Annotated in this window: 17 protein-coding genes; 1 reads left to right on the top strand and 16 read right to left on the bottom strand. The window is 54.8% G+C overall.

Annotated features, from left to right (window positions below):
* Positions 1-127 precede the first annotated feature (127 nt).
* From PKO02S_RS17115 to PKO02S_RS17125, 3 genes are all read right to left on the bottom strand, one after another.
* Complete coding sequence (locus PKO02S_RS17115; RefSeq protein ID WP_127585042.1) at positions 128-895, bottom strand: sugar phosphate isomerase/epimerase family protein; 768 nt, start codon at positions 893-895, stop codon at positions 128-130.
* A gap of 104 nt (positions 896-999) precedes the next feature.
* Positions 1,000-1,830, bottom strand: a complete 831-nt coding sequence (locus PKO02S_RS17120) for an alpha/beta hydrolase (protein ID WP_127585044.1) — start codon at positions 1,828-1,830, stop codon at positions 1,000-1,002.
* Between the two features lie 98 nt (positions 1,831-1,928).
* Positions 1,929-2,810 carry an AraC family transcriptional regulator gene (locus tag PKO02S_RS17125; protein ID WP_164821507.1) on the bottom strand — a complete coding sequence of 294 codons (882 nt, stop codon included), beginning with the start codon at positions 2,808-2,810 and terminating at the stop codon, positions 1,929-1,931.
* Positions 2,811-2,896: 86 nt separating this feature from the next.
* Here PKO02S_RS17125 and PKO02S_RS17130 point away from each other — a divergent pair, with 86 nt between their 5' ends.
* Positions 2,897-4,165 (top strand): hypothetical protein, encoded by a 1,269-nt coding sequence (locus PKO02S_RS17130; protein ID WP_127585048.1) that lies wholly within the window; start codon positions 2,897-2,899, stop codon positions 4,163-4,165.
* Positions 4,166-4,589: 424 nt separating this feature from the next.
* On the opposite strand, the gene PKO02S_RS32425 is transcribed toward PKO02S_RS17130, so the two are convergent.
* From PKO02S_RS32425 to PKO02S_RS17190, 13 genes are all read right to left on the bottom strand, one after another.
* Positions 4,590-4,739, bottom strand: a complete 150-nt coding sequence (locus PKO02S_RS32425) for a hypothetical protein (RefSeq protein ID WP_164821508.1) — start codon at positions 4,737-4,739, stop codon at positions 4,590-4,592.
* 312 nt (positions 4,740-5,051) lie between these two features.
* Positions 5,052-5,879: a phytanoyl-CoA dioxygenase family protein gene (locus tag PKO02S_RS17135; protein ID WP_127585050.1), complete on the bottom strand. Its 828-nt coding sequence runs from the start codon at positions 5,877-5,879 to the stop codon at positions 5,052-5,054.
* A 382-nt stretch (positions 5,880-6,261) separates the two neighbouring features.
* Positions 6,262-6,753 (bottom strand): metallophosphoesterase family protein, encoded by a 492-nt coding sequence (locus PKO02S_RS17140; RefSeq protein WP_127585052.1) that lies wholly within the window; start codon positions 6,751-6,753, stop codon positions 6,262-6,264.
* A gap of 18 nt (positions 6,754-6,771) precedes the next feature.
* Positions 6,772-7,383, bottom strand: coding sequence for an SGNH/GDSL hydrolase family protein (locus PKO02S_RS17145; protein ID WP_164821509.1), 612 nt, complete (start codon positions 7,381-7,383; stop codon positions 6,772-6,774).
* Complete coding sequence (locus PKO02S_RS17150) at positions 7,370-8,365, bottom strand: SGNH/GDSL hydrolase family protein (RefSeq protein WP_127585056.1); 996 nt, start codon at positions 8,363-8,365, stop codon at positions 7,370-7,372. The genes PKO02S_RS17145 and PKO02S_RS17150 overlap by 14 nt, the downstream gene beginning before the upstream one ends.
* 33 nt (positions 8,366-8,398) lie before the next feature.
* Entirely contained in the window at positions 8,399-9,853 is a 1,455-nt protein-coding gene (locus PKO02S_RS17155; RefSeq protein ID WP_127585058.1) for a HEAT repeat domain-containing protein, read from the bottom strand.
* Between the two features lie 7 nt (positions 9,854-9,860).
* Positions 9,861-11,258 carry a sialate O-acetylesterase gene (locus tag PKO02S_RS17160; protein ID WP_164821510.1) on the bottom strand — a complete coding sequence of 466 codons (1,398 nt, stop codon included), beginning with the start codon at positions 11,256-11,258 and terminating at the stop codon, positions 9,861-9,863.
* Between the two features lie 29 nt (positions 11,259-11,287).
* Complete coding sequence (locus PKO02S_RS17165) at positions 11,288-12,175, bottom strand: dihydrodipicolinate synthase family protein (RefSeq protein ID WP_164821511.1); 888 nt, start codon at positions 12,173-12,175, stop codon at positions 11,288-11,290.
* Positions 12,176-12,191: 16 nt separating this feature from the next.
* Positions 12,192-13,934 carry a DUF8769 domain-containing protein gene (locus tag PKO02S_RS17170; RefSeq protein WP_127585064.1) on the bottom strand — a complete coding sequence of 581 codons (1,743 nt, stop codon included), beginning with the start codon at positions 13,932-13,934 and terminating at the stop codon, positions 12,192-12,194.
* Positions 13,935-14,136: 202 nt separating this feature from the next.
* Positions 14,137-15,537 (bottom strand): sulfatase-like hydrolase/transferase, encoded by a 1,401-nt coding sequence (locus PKO02S_RS17175; protein WP_127585066.1) that lies wholly within the window; start codon positions 15,535-15,537, stop codon positions 14,137-14,139.
* A 19-nt stretch (positions 15,538-15,556) separates the two neighbouring features.
* A complete protein-coding gene (locus tag PKO02S_RS17180; protein ID WP_127585068.1) occupies positions 15,557-16,927 on the bottom strand; it encodes a sialate O-acetylesterase in 1,371 nt (456 codons plus the stop codon).
* Between the two features lie 40 nt (positions 16,928-16,967).
* Positions 16,968-17,855, bottom strand: a complete 888-nt coding sequence (locus PKO02S_RS17185) for a carbohydrate ABC transporter permease (protein WP_127585070.1) — start codon at positions 17,853-17,855, stop codon at positions 16,968-16,970.
* 12 nt (positions 17,856-17,867) lie between these two features.
* Positions 17,868-18,806: an ABC transporter permease gene (locus PKO02S_RS17190; RefSeq protein WP_373865215.1), complete on the bottom strand. Its 939-nt coding sequence runs from the start codon at positions 18,804-18,806 to the stop codon at positions 17,868-17,870.
* Positions 18,807-18,854 lie beyond the last annotated feature (48 nt).

Genomic DNA, 18,854 nt, shown 5'->3' on the forward strand with positions numbered 1-18,854 from the left:
CCCGGCTGCGCCGGGCGCTCCGCCCGGCCCGGCGCAGCCCGCGAGCACCGCGGCGACTAGCGCCGCCGCGGTCAACAGTCGCACGGCGGCTCCGCCGCGACGCCGTGCGACTGTCAGGCGGGCGGCGTTACGCGTAGCCGCCCGCTTGCAGCCAGCGGAAGCTCTCCGCTACGCTGTCGAGAGGATTTTGCTGGCATCGGTCCTGCTCGACGATCAGCCAATCGACATCGGCGGCACGCGAAGCCTCGATAACCGTTGGAATATCGAGATCGCCTTTGCCGATTTCGACCGTGTCGATTTGTCCGCCTGCCGCGGATTGACGGAAATCCTTGAGGTGCAGCAGCGGCAGCCGCCCCTTGTATTTGGCCACGTACTCTAATGTAGAAAGTCCTGCATATTGCACCCAACCCAGATCGAGCTCGACTTGTACCGCTTCAGGCGCCGTCTTGGAGAACAGCGCGTCGAACAGGAACTCTTCGCCGATCTTGCTTTCGAATTCAAACGCGTGGTTATGGTACGCAAACGTCATCCCGTTGTTCCGCACTTCTTGACCAATCTGCTCGAACACCGGAATTACATTCGCAAACGCTTCGCTGTCGCGCATCTCTTCCGGGAGCCAAGGGCAAATGATGTATTGGCTGCCGAGCGTGGCGTTGAACTCGATCTCTTCCGCCAAATTCTCCGTCAATCGGGCCAAGCTCACGTGGCTGCCGATCGAGACCATGCCGAGCTCGTCGAGCAAGCTCTTCAGCTCCTGGGCGGTCATGCCGCCATAGCCGGCGAACTCCACGCCCTGGTAGCCGATCTCGGCGATGCGGCGAAGCGCGCCTTGGAAATCGCGGGCCGTTTCTTCCCGTACGGTGTACAATTGCAATCCGATTTTATCCTGTTTCATATGGGTTACCTCCAATTGGGCTTGTATAGTCTCGCCTTGAATTATACAAGGGATCGTTCTGACCGCATATGAACCGCATGGCGCAAACCTTGCTTATCTGGCTATCATTTATGCCCATCGACCGGTGATGTCATACCGCGTCTGGCTAGCCAACGCTCGCACAGCTTCGTCCATTCGGCCACATCCGGCAGCTCCTCGGACAGCGCAAGCCCGTGTTTGCCGTTCTCAAAAACATGAAGCTCATGCGCGACTTGATTCGCCCGCAGCGCCATCGCCATCGCATAGCTGTTGTCCGCGAGCACTCCTGCATCGTCAGCCGTATGCCACAGAAAGGCAGGAGGCGTCTCGGGCGTCACCCTCCGCTCCAGCGACAAAAATTCGGCCAGCTCCGGATCGGGCTCCTCTCCAAGCAAATTGTACATGCTGCCCTTATGCCCGAACGCATCGCCGAAGCTGATGACCGGGTAGCACAAAACTTGAAAATCCGGCCTGCTGCTGTGCCGTTCGATCGGATCCGCCGCTTCCGGCTGCCCTTGGTCGTTGTCTACCGAAGCATTGGCTGCGAGATGGCCCCCGGCGGAGAAACCGAGAATGCCGATTTTCTCCGGATCGATCCCCCAAGCTTCCGCCTCGTTCCGCACATACCGAATCGCTCGCTGGGCGTCCCGCAAAGCCGAAGGATAGCGGTAAGGCTGGACTCGGTAGCGCAGGACGACCGCACTCAGTCCGATCGAATTCAACCACCTGGCGATCGGCTCGCCCTCATGACCCGCTCTTAAGAAATAACCGCCGCCGGGACATACGACGACACAAGCCCTGCGTCCCTCGTTCGGCGCGTCTAGCAAGAAGCTCATGATCGCCGGGGTATCCTCCTCTCCCTCTCCATTGCGATGCGGAATTTCGTTCTCCGTCCATAAATGCAGCCAGTCCGACATGACTTGCTCCCCTTTCTTGCTCTCAGCTCCGTTAGTTGAAGGCTCAAATGTACTATCCTGCTACAAAATTCGACTTGACCGGGGAAAATCCTGCTGCCTCACAGACTTGTGCGAAACTCGCTTGCCGAGACGCCCGCCATCCGCTTGAATACGCGTGAAAAATAAAGCGGATCGTCGTATTGCAGCAGCCGGGCAATTTCCTTGACCGGCATATCCGTCGTCAGCAGCAGCTTCTTCGCCTCCGCTACGCGCAGCCGGTGCAAATACTCGTGCAGCGAGTAGCCCGTCTGCTTGCTAACCAATCTCCGCAAAGTCGGCACGGAGATGTGGTTGGCAGCGGCGATGCCTTCCGCCTCCAAGGGCTCCTGCAGCCGGTCGGCCATGTAGTTCAGCACGTCCGAGGCGGTGCCGCTGCGGGTGAGCGAAGGCTGGGACCGGGCAAGCCGCTGAGCGAGCTCCAGCAGCAGCGACTCGAGCTGCGCGGCCGCACGATCGGCTTCTTCCGCCGAACCGCTCTCCATGCGGTCCAGCATCTCGTTCAACCGACCGATGATCGCGGTGTCAGCGGCTTCGGTTCCGGCGGCCCCCAGCCGCAGCTGCTCCGCCGCACCGCGCCGAATCAAGCCGCATCGCAGCCATTCCTCCACGCGGACTCCCTGGAAGCGGACATAGTACTCCTCCCATGTGCCGCCTTCTTCGGGTCCATAGCTGAAAGACGCGCCCGGGTAGACGAAAAATACTGCTCCGCGTCCGAGCGTCTGAGTCGGACCATCGTCGACGCGGAACGTGCCGCGGCCTCCGGCAATATAGGCCAGCGCCCAGCAATCGAACAGCGCCTCCACTCGCCGCAGCTTGCGGCCGGGCAAGTGCCCGATCTGCAAAATATGGACGCCGGCGATGCGCAGCCGAGACGGGTCCACCGTCAGCTCTGCGATGCGGATCGGAAGCGAACTGATCGTATAGTCCATCAACTTGGTCATGGCGAACATTCCTTCCCGGCGGCATCGTTGCTAAGATGGTGTCATAGATCGTTGCACAACCTTACTACGTAAAGGAGAATCCTGACATGCATACGTTCCTGCTCCGAGATGTAGATACCGCTAGTGAAATGATGCGCCGTTGTTACCGAATTGTCAAGGAGTCCATGCGTTCGATGGCCGGCTACATGGTCAAGATGCAGTCCTGGCCGGGGAAAAAGATGCTGGCCAAACATATTTGGCTCGACGCCGTGCATGCGGACTGGCTGCGCACGCGGACGCTCGAGCTTCGTTATCCGCGTGTCGACGTGGATGAGGACTCGGACCGTCATCTGATCCGAGTCCTCGAGAAGCTGCCAAATGCGTCTTCGGATGCTGAATTTCTAAGCCTCGTCTACACCGTCATCAAGCCGGCTCTGCTCGAATCGCTGCGAGCCTATCTCGCTCAGAGCGATCCGTTGGACGACGCCCCCTCGCATATTGTTCTCGGGCGGATATTGCCTGAGCTGGAGATGGAGCTGCACGAATATGAAGCTCTTGCTTCCACCCTGACAGCAGGCGCATCCTCGAGCACTACTGCCGCAGCGCAAGAGCTGACGGGGCTGCTGGCCGCTTGCGGCGGCGTGTTCGGGCCGGACCGCGACCCGGGCGAGGCGTTCGCCGCTTATTTCGGCCGGCCGGACTACGTAGTGCCGTCCGAAGGCGGGCGCGAGCCGTCCTGGTCGCCGGCGGTCATGCAGGTGCCGCCTCGCGAGCCCCGCAACCCGATCGAACGTCGAGTCTGGATCGCCATCGACCACGCCAACGAAGTATGGGCGGCCGAGACGCCTGCAGCATTGATATGGGCGTACAAAGGACTCGCGTGGCCGCTGTACTTGAACGCCGCGCGTTGGTGCTACGACGAGATGCGCCATGCGATGATGGGCGAGCAGCGGCTCGCGGCGATGGGTTTCGAGATCGGCGTCGACTACCCGATGGTCCCCGACCACTGGCGTACGTACAGCCACCGCGGCTTGGGCAGCCTGCTGCTCCTGCTGCACGGTCTCGAGCAGAAGGGACCGCTCAACAAGTCGAAGATGAAGCTCGAGCTTACCGAGCAGCATGACCTCGAAGGCGCGCAGGACTGCGACTACGACTGGGCCGACGAGTCGGGCCATATCTCGTTCGGTCTCGCGTGGATCAAGGCGGTGTTCCCCGACTGGTCCAAGGAGCGCATCATGGCGGAGACGCAGGAGATCGTGACCGACTGGGTGGATTGGATCAAGCGGTACCATGCAGAGGGGTTGCACCAGTACGACGGCTTTATGGCGCGTATCGAGGGGCGTGTAGCCGACTATATGGAGGCGTATCCGGCTTAACCGGCGAGCTAGTTCATAGGTGCGACCCAAAAAATAAGGTGATGGCATAACGCTATCCGTCGAAAAATCAGGTTTAGCAGCAAAATAGCGTTACGCCACAGCGTTATTTGTCCCGAAATGGCCGTTTGGGGTCCGCCCGGGTACAAAATAAGGTGAGGCGTATCGCTATTTTTGTTAGGAATGCCGGTGTTGGTGTAATAAGGTGTTTTCATAACGCTATTGGGTCGCGGAGCCATAATGCCGTATGTTTGTTTGCGGGAGCCGTCGATCGCGCGCAGAATACCCGTCCTTCCTCTCCGTTTTCTTTGGTCGCGGTTAAGAAAAGCATCAGCTCCTTCGGTCCCGTCACCAAATAATCAGTCCGTGCGGCAACACCCTTCTGCGAGAACATTGGCAGGGTGAAGGGTCCTTGCCACGAGCGGCCTCAATCCGTCGAAGTGTAGAACCACGACTTGGCTCCCTCCGACAAATGCGTCCTGGCGCATAACATGGCGAAATCCGGATGGGTGAAATCCATATCCCCGTCGGAGGGCATCGGAGCGGCATCGCCGATCATCAAGCTCCCAATCCTCAACCGAGGCTCCATATGCTCTTCTGCCGAGAACCCCCTATGGAGCGGAGTCCATATGGGAAAATTCCCGGTTTGCCGAGTAGTCCCGCCGTCCAAGCTGCGAGCTTGCATCGTAACGAAGGGTTTAGAGCAATCTCTGGCGTGATAAACTTCATCTTCCAGGTGATAGCCACTGTGTACCCGAACACGATTTCATTTCCCCACGACCAGATGCCGTAATTGGCCGGCCAACCGGCATAACGTCCGGATTCGCGGTAGACGGTAACCTGTTTGAGAATGATTGATGCTCCCTCCCTTGCGCAAATGAAACGCACCTTACTTTTTGGAATACAGCAAGGGGAAGTACTCATTATCAAATCGTTGTCCGAATTGCGGTCGCGGGCCGAGTAGACGAACGTTGTCATGGCTCGCTCTGCCCTCCCTGTAATACGTATCTCCCGGCATGAGATGAGCGACAACCGATAACCGGGGCGAATCCGAATAATTAGTGGACGAGCCATGGAATGTGAGGGCGTGGTGGAAGCTCGCTTGACCCGCTTTTAGAATACAAGGCTCCTCCACCCAATCTCGAGTGGCGAACCGCTGCTTAAGCTTGGTCATATCCTGCTCGAAAAACGTATCGCTTCCTTCCACCGCACCCCATTTGTGAGATCCCAAGATCGTCATCATTCCGCCATTATGCAAGTCTGTGTCCTGCAAGGCGATCCATACGGTTACCATATTCGATGTGCTGCTTGCACGCCAATAGCCGTAATCCTGATGCCAGCCCACATTGCCGGCATTGGTTTCTTGACCGGAAGCACCCGGCTTATAGATGACTTGATCATGCCACAGTCGAATCTCGTCCTCGCCCAGCAGCTCGGCGGCCATCTGGCCTAAATTCGGGTCGGTGACGACATCGCGAACTTCGTCGTTGATCCACCAGCCGTTATCGAATTTACGCAGGGCGAACGGATTGTCGGAAAGCTTGAAGGGATGAAGGGCATGGCCGGCCCCGTCATAGTCCTTTTTCCAGATGCGCTCATGTGCGGCGCGAAGACGCTCGATCGTCTCGTCATCCAACAGCTTCGGACTGATCCAGTACCCGTCTCGATCAAACGTCTCTTTATCCGATGCCGTTATGTTATAAGATACAACTCCCATGATGGACATCTCATCCCTTTCATGTAACGAATAGATTCAATCCTTAATCGCGCTTCAACGGATCGGGCTCCCAAGGCCAATAGCAGGGATTGAATAGACGGTGATTCTGGAACAATTCCGGTGACATAAAAGCAAACTTCCCGGCTTGTTCGGTTAGTCCATAAAAGGAATCAAAGCTTTCGCCGAACAACTCTTTATAAAAAACCGCAGCAATAACTTCAGCATTTAGTATGATTCCGCCCCAGCCTGTACCGGCACCGATACCATATGCAATGGATGGGAACGTACCATACCATTTTCTACGATATTGCCACACTCTCGGCAGATGAACATGTCCGGAGAACACACCTAACACTTGCTCGCAACGATCGATTAGCTCCCATTAATAAAATTCATTGGGATCCAGGAGATCCGGCCATCCAGGTTGTTGGACTTGGGACCACATTCGGATTATTTCAGGATTTATGGGCGTATACCCTGGATTATCATGATTTCCGAACAGAGGGATAGTCGGTACCGAATAGATCCCTTGCTTCATGATAGAGTCGAAAGCCAGAAATTCTTCAGCAAGCCCTTTGTCGCTTATATCCCCGCCTAAAATCAGTAATTCAGGGGTTAGAGCCAGGGCATTCATCTCATGCAGGGCAAGCGTGAATTGTCTTCTTGTATCCACGCGATCTTGATAAAAGGCTCCAATCCTGCAAGAATAACCATCTGTTTTATGAATGTGCATATCGCTAGCCCAAACGAGAAGACGAAACCCTTTTTCAGGAGGATAAACCTCGGAAATATATTGATTTAATGGGGACACTGACTGTTCGGCAGCCTCAATCGTGTCCGGAGAGAGCGTTTTTTGAATTGAAAAATAGGCCATGGAGCTTCACCTCATACCTTAAACAATGGCTGCCATTATGGCTTGCGCGGTCAACTCGGCCTGCGCTTGTCTGCCTTGCTCATTGAAATGATAACCGTCCCCGGCGCCGTACTCGCTTCGACCAAGCATAGGCGTGTAAAGGTCGTTCAACGACAGCGCGTATTGGGCTGCCAATTGCCGTACCGCTTGATTGCGCTCCATCACCATCGCGTTCACCTTCGCATCCAGCCGATCCGGAGCTTTCACTTCGGTTACTGGCGTACATAGTGCAAGAACGATGAAGGGTGGACCGGCTTCCACTACATATCGGATCACTTCCTCCATCCCCCTTTCGTACTCTTCAACGGAGAGATGCTGGCCGTGCAAGCCGTTATTGAAATGAACCGCATCATACCGGTAACCGATCGGATGTCGGAGCATATAGTCCAATTCACGAAGGAGAGAAGGGTTCCCCACTGCCTTGGAGGTAGCCAATTTGTCGACAACCGCTTCGTTTTGCAGCCTCTCTTTCACATAGGGATAGTAGCCTTTCGTAATGGAATCCCCGATCAGCAAAATCCGTTTTTTGGGGCTCGGCCCCGTCTCCTCCCACCAGAATTCGCACCATTCCCGTTTTTCAAGCTGGATCACCGGCCAATCCCCTTTCATCCAGATAGTTTAAATACCGTTCACCCAGGAGCTTATAGCCCTCTGCACTCGGATGAACCCCGTCCGACAAGTAAGCCGCATCTTCCGATCCGAAAATATCCAATCCGTGAAAATAAAAAATCCATTCATCCCCGTAAGCTTTCATAATGTCAACCGCTTCGCGAATTTCGTCTCTTATTTGGACCAATGTCAATCCAGCCGGATTTTCCGTCGTTTCCCGGTCGGGGGCATAAATCGGCGACATGACGAATAGCGGGGTATTCGGATGTTTTTCTCGAATAATCGAGATCATACCGATCACGGCGGAACGAAACGTTCTTAAATTTAAGCTCTTGGCTCCGTAGATATTGATCCCCAAGCACAGCGAAATGACATCCGCCGGCCAATCCCGAATCAGCTTGGCCATCATCGGCTCCAGATGACATTGTCCGCCGAATCCCAGGCAGGTCAAATCCCATCCCTTCCGCCTGGCGACGATGGAGGGCCATGTTTGAGCCGGGCTGAAGGCCGCTCCGCCCTTCGTAATGGAGCTTCCGTAGACTACCCATCTCGGCCTTCCCTTGGGAACCGGCTCGATAACCGATCCACCCGCTATGGAGATCGCTAGAACTTCAACCGGATATCGGTTGGATAAGTAGATTTCCGCTTGAATCAAACCTGCAGGCAAATCGAATGTAATGATCTCTTCACCCGGAGGCAGTAATGCCGTTGAACGAAGCTGAGCCCCGATAACCAGATCGAATTGTCTTTCCTTATCGATCGCACGCACCTGAAGGGCAATAAACGGGGAATCCGTCGCAAAGGCGACTCGCACACCGGCGGGAACTCCGGCATCTTCCGCCAAACCCGGATCGTATAAGCTCAATTGATGAACAGGCAATCTCCACGGTCGTACACCGTTCTCCGAATGCTCCGTCGAGATGGCTCCGGCAATCCATTGGGGTCCGCACTGCATCGTGTTCATATATCCGCCTCCTGGAGAAGCACTTAGATGACCTCATGTATTGCTGGCCTTGTGCGTATCCTTGCACCATCTGGAAACTTTAAAAAAACGAAACAACACTTCCAGCGCTTCCTCGGTGCGTAATAAACTGAGCGCTTCGGATGCATAAGCCCTGACATACCGATCTCGGCTTTCAAGCGCTTGCTTCAAAGCCCCGACAATCAAGTCTGCATCTTGCTTCCGTGCCAGTCTGGATAAGCTGAGCGTGGAGGTGTATCCGATTTTATTCAGAATATAGGGCTGGATGGAGTGGGAGTTGGCGTCGGAGCCGCCCACGGCTTCGTCCCGTAAAGACTGCTCCAATGCATTGGCAATCCCGATGAGGGCCGCATCCCCAGGCTCGGATATCATGCCGAGCGCTTCGATACTATTGCGGCGAACCCATTCGCTGTCATCCGCAAGCGCCGCCAGCAGCGGGGAGACCGCTTCGCGAGCCGCGGAGCCGAGCATGCCGAGCACGAATGCGGCCAATGCCCGGCGCTTCTCATTCGGATGCCGGAGCCGCTCGACCAAACCGGGTACCGCTTGGCGGCCGCAGCCTTGAAGCCCGTATGCGGCGCGTAGAGCGGCTTTCTCCGATCCATCGGTCAATTGTCCGAACAAAGCGTTCATTCCGTTCTCACCCATATGGCTCAAAGCATAAGCGGCATTCAATGCCGCAATTTCTACTGAATCATCCAACAGATTCGCCAACCGGGAGGTGTTATTCGCTGACGGATCCACTGTCGGTTGTTCGTCAATGCGTTCCTTTCCCCGAAGCCATGCCCACACATCCTGCCACAGGTTGATCTGCCCAAAGGACAAGTCGTCGGGCAGGACCAGCTCCTCATTCTTATGGTTCCAGCTTGGCGCTGTCGGCGCCGTCCGCCGGACGAACTGAAACTTCAACATTTGGCGGGTCGTCTCGGTTAAGTTGTGCGAGCCGCGATGCCAGATGTCGAAATGAGCGAGCACCATCGTGCCCGCTTTGCCGGCCGGCAGCGCTTCAACGCCCTGTTCCCCTATAAACGACTGGTGATATTGCGTGCCCGGCATGACGGCGGTCGGTCCCATCTCCGTCGTAACATCGTGAGTATAGTAGAAGATCATCGCCCACCACGGCCGATGGCTGCGCATCGAGGACCAATAGCCGTCCTTATGCCAATTTTGCGGTTTTTCTTTGCCCGGACGGTTATAGTGCATATGGTTATGAGGGTGCATGAAATAATCCGGTCCGAGGATGCTGGTAAGGGCTCCTCTCACAACCGGCGTCTCAAAAAACTCGCCTATTTCCGGAACGCGTGGGAGAAAGTTATTGCCCGGATTTCCTTCTTCCTTGCATACATAATCGATTTTGTTTCTCACTAGTTCATGAAAATCGCTAGGCAGCTCATTCCGGAGCACCACATAACCTTTAGTAATAAATTGGGCCATTTGCTCGTCGGTCAACAAAACCTTCGTGTCCATCATCTGGCATTCACTCTTTTCTGGAATGGATTGACTGGATCGGATGCCGATAAAACGACAGAACAGGCAAATAAGTGTCCGAATCGACCGGTATGGAGGCGGACGGATTCATCTCATACGCACCGTGGATATAAGCTTGCTCGGCAAGCGGCCTGTCAACGGTGATTTCGATCCGATCGCGACCGGTGATCCGCCATTCGGAAACCTCCACCGAGCCGGCAAAATCTTCGATAGTAAACAGCTTGCCTCGCAGGCTGTTCGCCAGTAGTCGGCCGCTGACATGATCAAATTCGAGCTTAACGGTATGGACGGCGCCTTCGGATTGATAGCGTGCCTCTACCAAGCTTGGCGCATGATAGGGTCGTGTTTTAACATAGACAGCCGCCAAAGCGGTTTTGGCCAGCCTTTCCCCGATCAGCGCGTTTCCCGCGGGACTGTGGTGCACCGCATCCGTCAAAGCGCAATCGGTGGCCGGAATGACATACACGCCGGAAATTCGAAGCGGAGCCTGTCTCTGCGCCTCGCGAACCATCCCATAGAACATATCGCTGTTCGGATAAGCGGCTCCCATGGAACGATTCATCTGCACGGTCAGCACCGGCAAATTCGGATCGGCCAGATCGCGGCGCCAGTACTCCACAACGGATTCGAATCGTTTCAGGTACGTTTCCGCCGCATCGGCGTAACAGTCCGAATTTCCTTGATCCCACACAACTCCTCTGATCCGGCCGCCTACAGCTTGAATTCGATCGAGCATGCTTCTATACAGGCTTCCTTCTTCGTCCGGATTCCAATGCTTGAGAGGAGAACCCGCTCGTGCGGCTTGAACCAATCCGACTGGAATTCTGGTTTCCCTGTAAATCGTTTTGGCAAAAAGCAGCATGGGCGAGTGAGCCGTATTGAACCCCTCTCCGTTCAACGGATGCACGGCCAAGTCCCATCTTCTGTCCGTCCCGAACAGATGGACACCCAACTCAGGCGGATCGAAGAACGGTCCTTGTCCGTATCCGGCCGCATTGCTCTGACCGGCGATGACCCATAAATCTCCAACGCCGATATGGCGGATCATGTCCCCTCGAACGGACTTTTCCGGCAGATGCCCGCCCTCGTCCTTGTAAATACGCAAGCAGCTCTCCAACCGGTATAATCCGCCGACAGGAATGTCTGCAATGGAAATTCGCCATTCCTGACGGCCTTGTATCTCGCAGGATGTCCAAGGCACAATCACCGCTGCATCGGCTTCGCCCACAAGGCGGACTTGAATGTCATACTTCCCGGTACCCCCGTCAGGTAAAGGACAAACACCCGAAACTTCAATGGTTGCGCGGCCTTCCAACTGCTGGATAATCGACCAGCCAGGAGGTCCTTCCAGTATTACCGGGCCCGATAGCCGTTCCTTTTCGTCCATCCGTCTACCTCCGTCAGCTCCTCGTCTTGCTAGTGGAAGGCCCATTGTTGAAATACATCCAACGCTTTCTTATGCTCCGCCCGGAGCGGGGTCTTAAGGCTTCGACAATGGAGCTCCATCGTACTCCCTCGCAAGGCGGCCAAATATTTCGCGGACATCGGGTGCGTGCCGGAGAGCAGGGCATTGAGAAACACAAGCTTAACGTGAAGCTCCCTGGCTCGATTATCATCCGTCCCGGCTGAATGCCACATTTCGATGACGAGGTCCGCAGCCGCTGCGCTGACGATCGCCATAATTCCCTTAGCTCCAAGCTCAATCGCTTCGAGCATATAGGCCATATTGGCCTGATACACTACGGATTCGGGAGCCGCTTTGATCTTGGCTTCAATCCCCTCACGCGTACACGTCGTATCTTTCACGCCTCTAATGCCGTGCTTCAAGGCCAGCTCTCGATAGGTTTCCGCATCCAGCAGATGATTGCGGCGCATAGGCCATTCGTACAACAAAACCGGTATGGACGAGGCGGACGCCATTTCGGCGTAGTATTCAAGCAGCCGGCTCTGATCCTGCCCCATTCCGTCAGGCGGTACAAGAACGGCCGCCGCGATCCCGGTTTCCTCCATCCGTTTCATTTCCTCCAGATGGGTAGCCAGGTCGTCATTCAAGTTCACGGTTGCGGCCACGGGCGTTGCGCCTGCTCGCTGGACAGCCGCACGCGCCAATTGAATGCGCTCCTCGAGCGACAAGTAGTTCATCTCGCTTGTTCCGCATACGGCAAACAATCCATTAGGCTTCTTTGACAGCTGCCACTCCACATGCCGTTCATACCCGTTCCAATCCACTTCGCCGCTTTGCTCGAAAGGCGTCAATAGCAAAGCGTACACCCCTTGCAGGGCATCGTTACTAAGCCGTGTCACCAAGATTACCTCCTTGTTATTCCTTCATAAAAGGCAAGCTCTCCGTAGGGAAGCCGCTTATTGACAATGTAGGCTCCTGGGGGATGCGGCCATTGATGGAGGCATATTTGATCCCTTCGCTGATCGGGTTCCAGACACATTCCATTTGCAGGCCTGGTCTTTCGTACTGCGTGTGCCTCATATGCGTGATCTTATTGCCGTAAGCCCACTTCTCCTGCGTACGCGCCTGAGCGAACAAACGGCGGAAGGTCTCGAAGTCTCCTAGCTCCGCTTCGCTGCGAACCTCCGCAATAAATCCGTTCCCGGTTAGTAAAAGTCCCCTTTTGGCAAAATCTCGAGGCGGCCCTTCATAGTTATAAAAAGACACCGTTAAATAATCATTTACGATTTCCGATTTCACCGCTGAAACATACCCATGATTCGTAAAGATCAATGGAAAAAAAGCCATGTACACCTGCCGATCTTTCACGAAAACAGGACACGGCTCCCGGCTTTCGCCTTCCAGCTGCTCCAGCCTGCGATCTCCCAGCCAGATCTCTTCAACCGTGCCGTACCGGGCAGGAAACAACAGGGACAGCTTGAGGCTGCTCACTTGGCTGTGATAGCATAGCTTCGGTTTGTACAAAAGCATGGCCGTCCGATCGTGGTGCAGGCCGATTTTTCTTCCTTCATCCAATACCGACGAATACCAATTGCGCCAGTTGAGCTCGACATAATCGTTCGTCTGGCCGGGTTTCTTGTCATTCACGACATAATTGGCATAAACGACGGCTACATCTTGCTGCTCCGCCACGTCGTTCGTACGCCGATACAGCAGGTGAAAGGAGTCTGTAAATACACCTGTGCGAAACTCTCGCGATAAGACGCCAAGCGCATAATCCTCCGTCATATACGTCGATGCAACGCCGTATCCCGCCGGTATATCCACGATATCGTCGGACTCGTTCGGTGAAGGTGGCTGCGGATGATCCGTTGAAGAGCCGTATTCGTAAGTGCCATGAACCCGATAGGGATACGTTTTGCCCAGTCCATGCTCCACCAGCGACTCCGGACAATGGTAGGTGGTATGCAGGAGCCAGCCTGTACTGACTTGCATAAACGGCAAATTATGGTGAAGAAGCTCTCCGGCTTTTCCACGCGGTGTCGCGAACAACGTATTCATCGGGTTGATGGCGAGCCGATCGCCGATCAAGGCATACAGCACAAACCGCGATTGATGCGTATGGGCGGTGGAGTCGACTTCATAGGCGCGGGAATAAGGCCCGGCCGTCTGAAACGTCGCGGGATGGTAATGGCTCCATACATCGGCCCATAACCGCTCTTCCAGCTGCAAGGCCAGTTGCCTCACGGCAACATCCTTAGCCCGCTCGGCAATTTCCGCCATACACAGCAGTTGGAACGGCGTATAGGTCGGGCTGTTGAACTCTGAGGCGAAGCCGCGTCGGGTAAACAGCGCTCGAAATTGCTCCAGTCGGGCGGTCCCTTTCTGCGTGCAGTCCGTTCTACTAAACCACTCTCCGCCGACCAATAAAGTGTAAGCGCCCATTGTAGCAAAATTGTCGTTGGCTCCACGAAAATCGAGATCGTCATCCATGAAATGATCGATCCTGCCCCTTGCATAGCCATCCAAGATAGAATGGGCGGCAGGTTCCATGCGATCTCCATAAGCCGTCAATAGCTGCAACGCCGCCATGGGGGCGAAGTGGCAGGCGCGGAACTCCGTCGCGGCTATGATCCGATTTGCCATTATCGCGGCCATAGGTTCACCCGTGGCGAAATAACAGAGCGCGTACCAAAGCCGTTCTCTCAAATCGGGTGCTTTATCTTTGCCTATCCACCGTCCTTCCTCATTGAAATAAGGAAGCGTATAATCTAGCAGTTTTCGAAAAATCGAATTTCTCCTAGTTGCCTGACCTTCGAGATCGTGAAGCATCTTGGTGTCACCCCTTCCGGCTTATCGCTCACCAGTAAGCGTTCGTGCCGGCATTTCGCGTAAGATCCATGCGGCCGTCGCGATCATATAGATGGTGATGCCACATTCCATTGATGGAATGGATCGGCTTGCGGGCGCGGACAACTCTGTCCAGCAGCATCCGAAGCATTTCCTTCGCTTTCCCCTCATAGCTCGGATCATCGATCACATTATGCAATTCCCACGGATCGTCCTCGAGATGATACAATTCATCCGGCTGCTCTCCGTCCAAATTCGCTACATATCGCCACGATTTAGTTGCAATGGCTTTGCGGTACGCATTTTCGGTCAGCACGCTGTCTCGCAGAGGGGGAGCCACTGCCTCTCCTCTGACAATCGGGGCGAAGCTGATTCCCTGTACCGTATTCGGAGTCTCTAGTCCCGCAAGCTCGCATAAGGTAGGAAACAGATCGACCGACTCGACAAGCTCATCGTTTACAAGGCCAGGCCCGGCCGGCATTCTCACGATCAACGGAATGCGCGTGATCGCTCGATAACTGATTCCCCCGGACTTCTCCATGAGCCCGTGCTCGCCGGCATAATCACCGTGGTCGGAGCTATAAACGACAATCGTATTCTCGAGCTTGCCGCTTCGGTCGAGCTCTTCCAGAATCGTCCCGATCGCATGATCGACTTGGCTGACGAGTCCGTAATAGGCGCTGAGCAGCTTGCGAAGCTTGGTTTCCGGCATTTCTCCGCGTTTGATCCGAATCTCTTCCTTCTCGAGTTCATAGGTCGGCGGCAGCACGATTGATTCCGGCGGATAAAGCTCCGCAAACGGCTGCGACGGCGTGTACGGCTGGTGCGGCCGGGAAAAGCTGACCCATGCAAGCCACGGTTCGGCTTCCTTCCCGCGATCCAACACTTCGCCTTCATTGCGAATAAAGCGGATCGTCTGTTTGGCAAGCGCCGCTTCGCAGCTATGCTCATAAGGCAGCCTGGAAGCTTCCCCGTTCCGATTGCCGGTAAATGCCCGGTTGTCGTTCAGCTCGTAGAGGCCTGCGCCTTCCAAATATTTAGGGAATTCAATAAACTCGTCATAGACGAACTGACAATCCTTCTCAATCCAATAACGCGGGGTATGCAGCTTGCCGAGAGCACCCGTCCGATACCCGTTCTCTTTAAAAGTACGAAATAGACTTGTCATTGGAGCGACCGGTTCCGGACCATACAATCCATAGTACCCGTGCGTGGAAGGATAGAGGCTCGACAATACACTGATCCGACTCGGCGTGCAGATCGGATTGTTCGCATAGGCGTTCACAAAACGTGTGCCCTCCAACGCCAACCGGTCAAGATGCGGGGTGAGCACTTGGTCGTGCTGCGCGCAAGACAGGCAACGAGCGTTATGCTGATCGCTGTAAAGAAATAAAATATTCGGTTTCGGCATCCGGCTGATCCTTTCCCGGTTAGTCCACCGAAAGGTTATAGAAGGCGAGCAGCGGCAAGCCGGTACCCAAGTCTACGGGGATGGCTGCAGCAACGCTCGGATTTTTTTCGTACATGCCATGAATGCAAGCCCGTCCAACCGGCTCTCGCGCAAGGATGAGCTCGATTTCGTCTCGGCCGCTGATTCGCCACTGGACAAGATCGACTCTGCCTTGACTGTCCTCCACGGAGAACGGAGTCCCGATCGGATCGAATACGGACAGCTCGCCGACTACATGGTCAAATGTCAACACGAACCCGTGATTTCCATCCTTCATCCGTTCGATTCGCATGATGTCCGGAGCCTGATAGCAGCTCTGTCGGCCGAGTAGCGACAAGGCGGCTCTCGCCAGCCTTTCGCCGATGATCACATTGCCTGCAGGGCTGATGTGGATGAAGTCCGAGAGCGGACAATCGATGGCCGGCACGACATACACTTGCTCCAATCGCCGTGCCGCTTGCCTCTGTGCCTCGCGTACGGTTCCCCAGCCGCTGTCGCTCGAAATGCCGCCTATTCCCATGGTCCGGTTCAATTGCACGGTGAGCACGGGGAGCAGCGGATCGCCGAGATCCCGTCGCCAGCTATCTACGACTTGCGTAAAACGATCCAGATACGTGACGGAAGCTTCGGGATTGCAATCGGAACAGCCTTGATACCAGACGATTCCGCGCACCTTTCCTCCCGTTTGCTTCACGACGCGGACCATATTGGCGTACAGATCGCCTTCCTCGTATGGATTCCAGCTTCGTAGAGGCGATCCGCCCCTGGCGGTTTGCAGCAGCCCGATGGGCCAGCCTGTTTCTCGATACACGGTTTTAGCAAACGACAGCATCGGGGAATGGCCGCAAAAGAAGCTTTCGCTGCTGAGCGGATGAGTCGCCACATCCCATTTGCCGTCGCGAAACAAATGAACGCCGAATGTCGGCGGGTCATAGATGGCCCCTTGCCCATAACCGACCGCGTTGCTCTGTCCGGCCACCACCCACAAATCGCCGACTCCAAGATGATGAATCATATCGCCGCGCGTGGATCTTCTGGTGACGGCACCGCCCGATACATCGGCAATCAGACCGCTCTCGATCCGATATAATCCGCCTGCGGGCACTCGCTGAAGCACGACCCGCCATTCCTGGGCTCCATAGAGCTCGCATCTTGTCCATGGAATAACAACCTGATTGCTGAATTCATGAACGATTCTGACCTGAACGCGCTCATTGGAGAAAACTCCGCTCTCCAGCGCAGGCAAAGCCCATGTGCCGGACAAGGCCAGGTTTGCGCTGCCTTCCTGCTGCTGAATGATCGTCCAGTCGCTCGGACCGCTCCGAATTTGAACGCCGCTCCCTTTGTTCATCGAACCCTCCGTCTGATTGAGCCCTCAGTACTGTGAGGAGCTATTCTTTCACGCTTCCCAGAACAATCCCCTTCATGAAGTATCTTTGCAGAAACGGATACACCATCAGAATCGGCAGGGCGGCAACTAAAATTTGCGCCGCTCTCCCCGTTCGGTCATTCACAAGGAAGAACCGTTCCATTTCCTCCGGCGTCATCTCCTCGATTCCTTTGGTGACGACGTTCATATGCAAGTAAGTCTGCAACGGATAATCTTCGGGATTATTCATATAGATGACGCCGTCGAACCAGCTGTTCCAGTGGCCGACGCAAGTAAACAATAGAATCGTAGCCAGTGCCGGCAGCGACAACGGGAGGAAGATGCGCGTCAGAATCGTCCAGTGGTTGGCCCCGTCAATTTTGGCCGACTCCTCCATCTCCTTGGGAAGGCTACGAAAAAAGTTAAGCAGCAGCACTACGTTGAATACCGGAACGGCATGAGGCAGCACTAGCGCCCATATCGAGTTGATCAATCCCATTTCCTTGACAACCATGTACGTGGGGATAAGCCCGCCGTGGAAAAGCGTCGTAAAGACGAATATCCAAACGTAGACGGTTCGCATCCGAAAGGTTGAAGACTCTTTAGAAAGGGGGTAAGCAATCATGACGGTCATCAGCATACTAAGAGACACACCTAGAACGATCCGTTTCAGCGATACGCCAAAGGCTCGCAAATAGTCTGTCATTCCGAATACGCTCTCGTAGGAGGCGAACGTAAGCTCCACGGGAAACAATTTCACTTGTCCGGCCGACACCGCCTGTGCCGAGCTTAAGGAAACGGAGAGCACTTGGACAAACGGCAGCAAGCAGCTTAGAGCAAGCAAGGAAAGCACTAAATAATTGAAAACGGTAAACACCCGGTAGCTAACGCTGCTTCGATAAGAATACACTCCATCACCTACTTAGAAGATTCTGTAATTGGCAAGGCGATGAGCCAAGTAATACGATACCATGATCAATACCAGCGAAACGCCTGATCGGAAAAAACCGACTGCTGTTGCAACTCCGTACTGGTACTGCTGGAGACCGAGACGATATACGAGCGTGTCCAGCACATCCCCGGTTTCATACACACTCGGGCTGATCAGGTTCTGAATCTGGTCAAAGCCTGCATTAAGCACACTGCCGAGACTTAAGGTCGCAAGCAAAATTACAATCGGTACAATGCCAGGCAAGGTGATGTACAGCATTTGATGCCACCTGTTGGCGCCGTCAATCTCCGCGGCCTCATATAGCGAAGGGCTGATACTGGTCAAAGCGGCCAAGTAGACGATCGTACCGAAGCCGAAATCCTTCCAAGTATCCGAGACGATAAGCGTAAACTGAAACCAGTTGTTATCGCCGAGGAAAAAGATCGGTTTGGCGCCGAACCATGTAATGACCTGATTCACGAAACCGGTTGTCGGTGATAAAATGTCAATCATGATGCCGCTGATGATGACCCATGACAAGAAATGCGGAAAATATACAATCGTTTGAAAAATTCGGCGAAATACCATTTTTCGCATTTCATTCAGGAGCAAAGCGGTAATAATCGGCGCGATTTGACCGAAGATCATCTTAAGGATGGCGATGGTAAGCGTGTTTTTGATGACCCGCGGGGTATCCGGCATGTTCAGAACGTAAGTGAAGTTATCCCACCCGATCCAGGGAGAGCCGAAAAACCCTCTGGTAGGCATAAACTTTTTCCAGGCGATAATGATGCCGAACATCGGCACGTATTGAAAGATCACTACTATAATGAGGCCCGGCCAGATCAGCAAGTGAAGCAGGGCATTTTTTTTCCATTCACGTAAAAGCAGCTCGCCCACAAGCAGGCTGTTTCGTTTCAATCCTCGCAAGAGCAGCTTCCTCACCTCCCATTCGGCAAAGGGGTGCCACCTGTGCAC

It is taken from the genome of Paenibacillus koleovorans NBRC 103111 (assembly GCF_004000845.1).
Lineage (GTDB): Bacteria > Bacillota > Bacilli > Paenibacillales > NBRC-103111 > Paenibacillus_AA > Paenibacillus_AA koleovorans.

What these genes read in the sequence shown, in the direction of transcription:
- PKO02S_RS17115 (WP_127585042.1), bottom strand. Translation starts at nt 895, where the DNA reads ATGAAACAGGATAAAATCGGATTGCAATTGTACACCGTACGGGAAGAA.
- PKO02S_RS17120 (WP_127585044.1), bottom strand. Translation starts at nt 1,830, where the DNA reads ATGTCGGACTGGCTGCATTTATGGACGGAGAACGAAATTCCGCATCGC.
- PKO02S_RS17125 (WP_164821507.1), bottom strand. Translation starts at nt 2,810, where the DNA reads ATGACCAAGTTGATGGACTATACGATCAGTTCGCTTCCGATCCGCATC.
- PKO02S_RS17130 (WP_127585048.1), top strand. Translation starts at nt 2,897, where the DNA reads ATGCATACGTTCCTGCTCCGAGATGTAGATACCGCTAGTGAAATGATG.
- PKO02S_RS17135 (WP_127585050.1), bottom strand. Translation starts at nt 5,879, where the DNA reads ATGGGAGTTGTATCTTATAACATAACGGCATCGGATAAAGAGACGTTT.
- PKO02S_RS17140 (WP_127585052.1), bottom strand. Translation starts at nt 6,753, where the DNA reads ATGGCCTATTTTTCAATTCAAAAAACGCTCTCTCCGGACACGATTGAG.
- PKO02S_RS17150 (WP_127585056.1), bottom strand. Translation starts at nt 8,365, where the DNA reads ATGAACACGATGCAGTGCGGACCCCAATGGATTGCCGGAGCCATCTCG.
- PKO02S_RS17155 (WP_127585058.1), bottom strand. Translation starts at nt 9,853, where the DNA reads ATGATGGACACGAAGGTTTTGTTGACCGACGAGCAAATGGCCCAATTT.
- PKO02S_RS17160 (WP_164821510.1), bottom strand. Translation starts at nt 11,258, where the DNA reads ATGGACGAAAAGGAACGGCTATCGGGCCCGGTAATACTGGAAGGACCT.
- PKO02S_RS17170 (WP_127585064.1), bottom strand. Translation starts at nt 13,934, where the DNA reads ATGGCCGCGATAATGGCAAATCGGATCATAGCCGCGACGGAGTTCCGC.
- PKO02S_RS17175 (WP_127585066.1), bottom strand. Translation starts at nt 15,537, where the DNA reads ATGCCGAAACCGAATATTTTATTTCTTTACAGCGATCAGCATAACGCT.
- PKO02S_RS17180 (WP_127585068.1), bottom strand. Translation starts at nt 16,927, where the DNA reads ATGAACAAAGGGAGCGGCGTTCAAATTCGGAGCGGTCCGAGCGACTGG.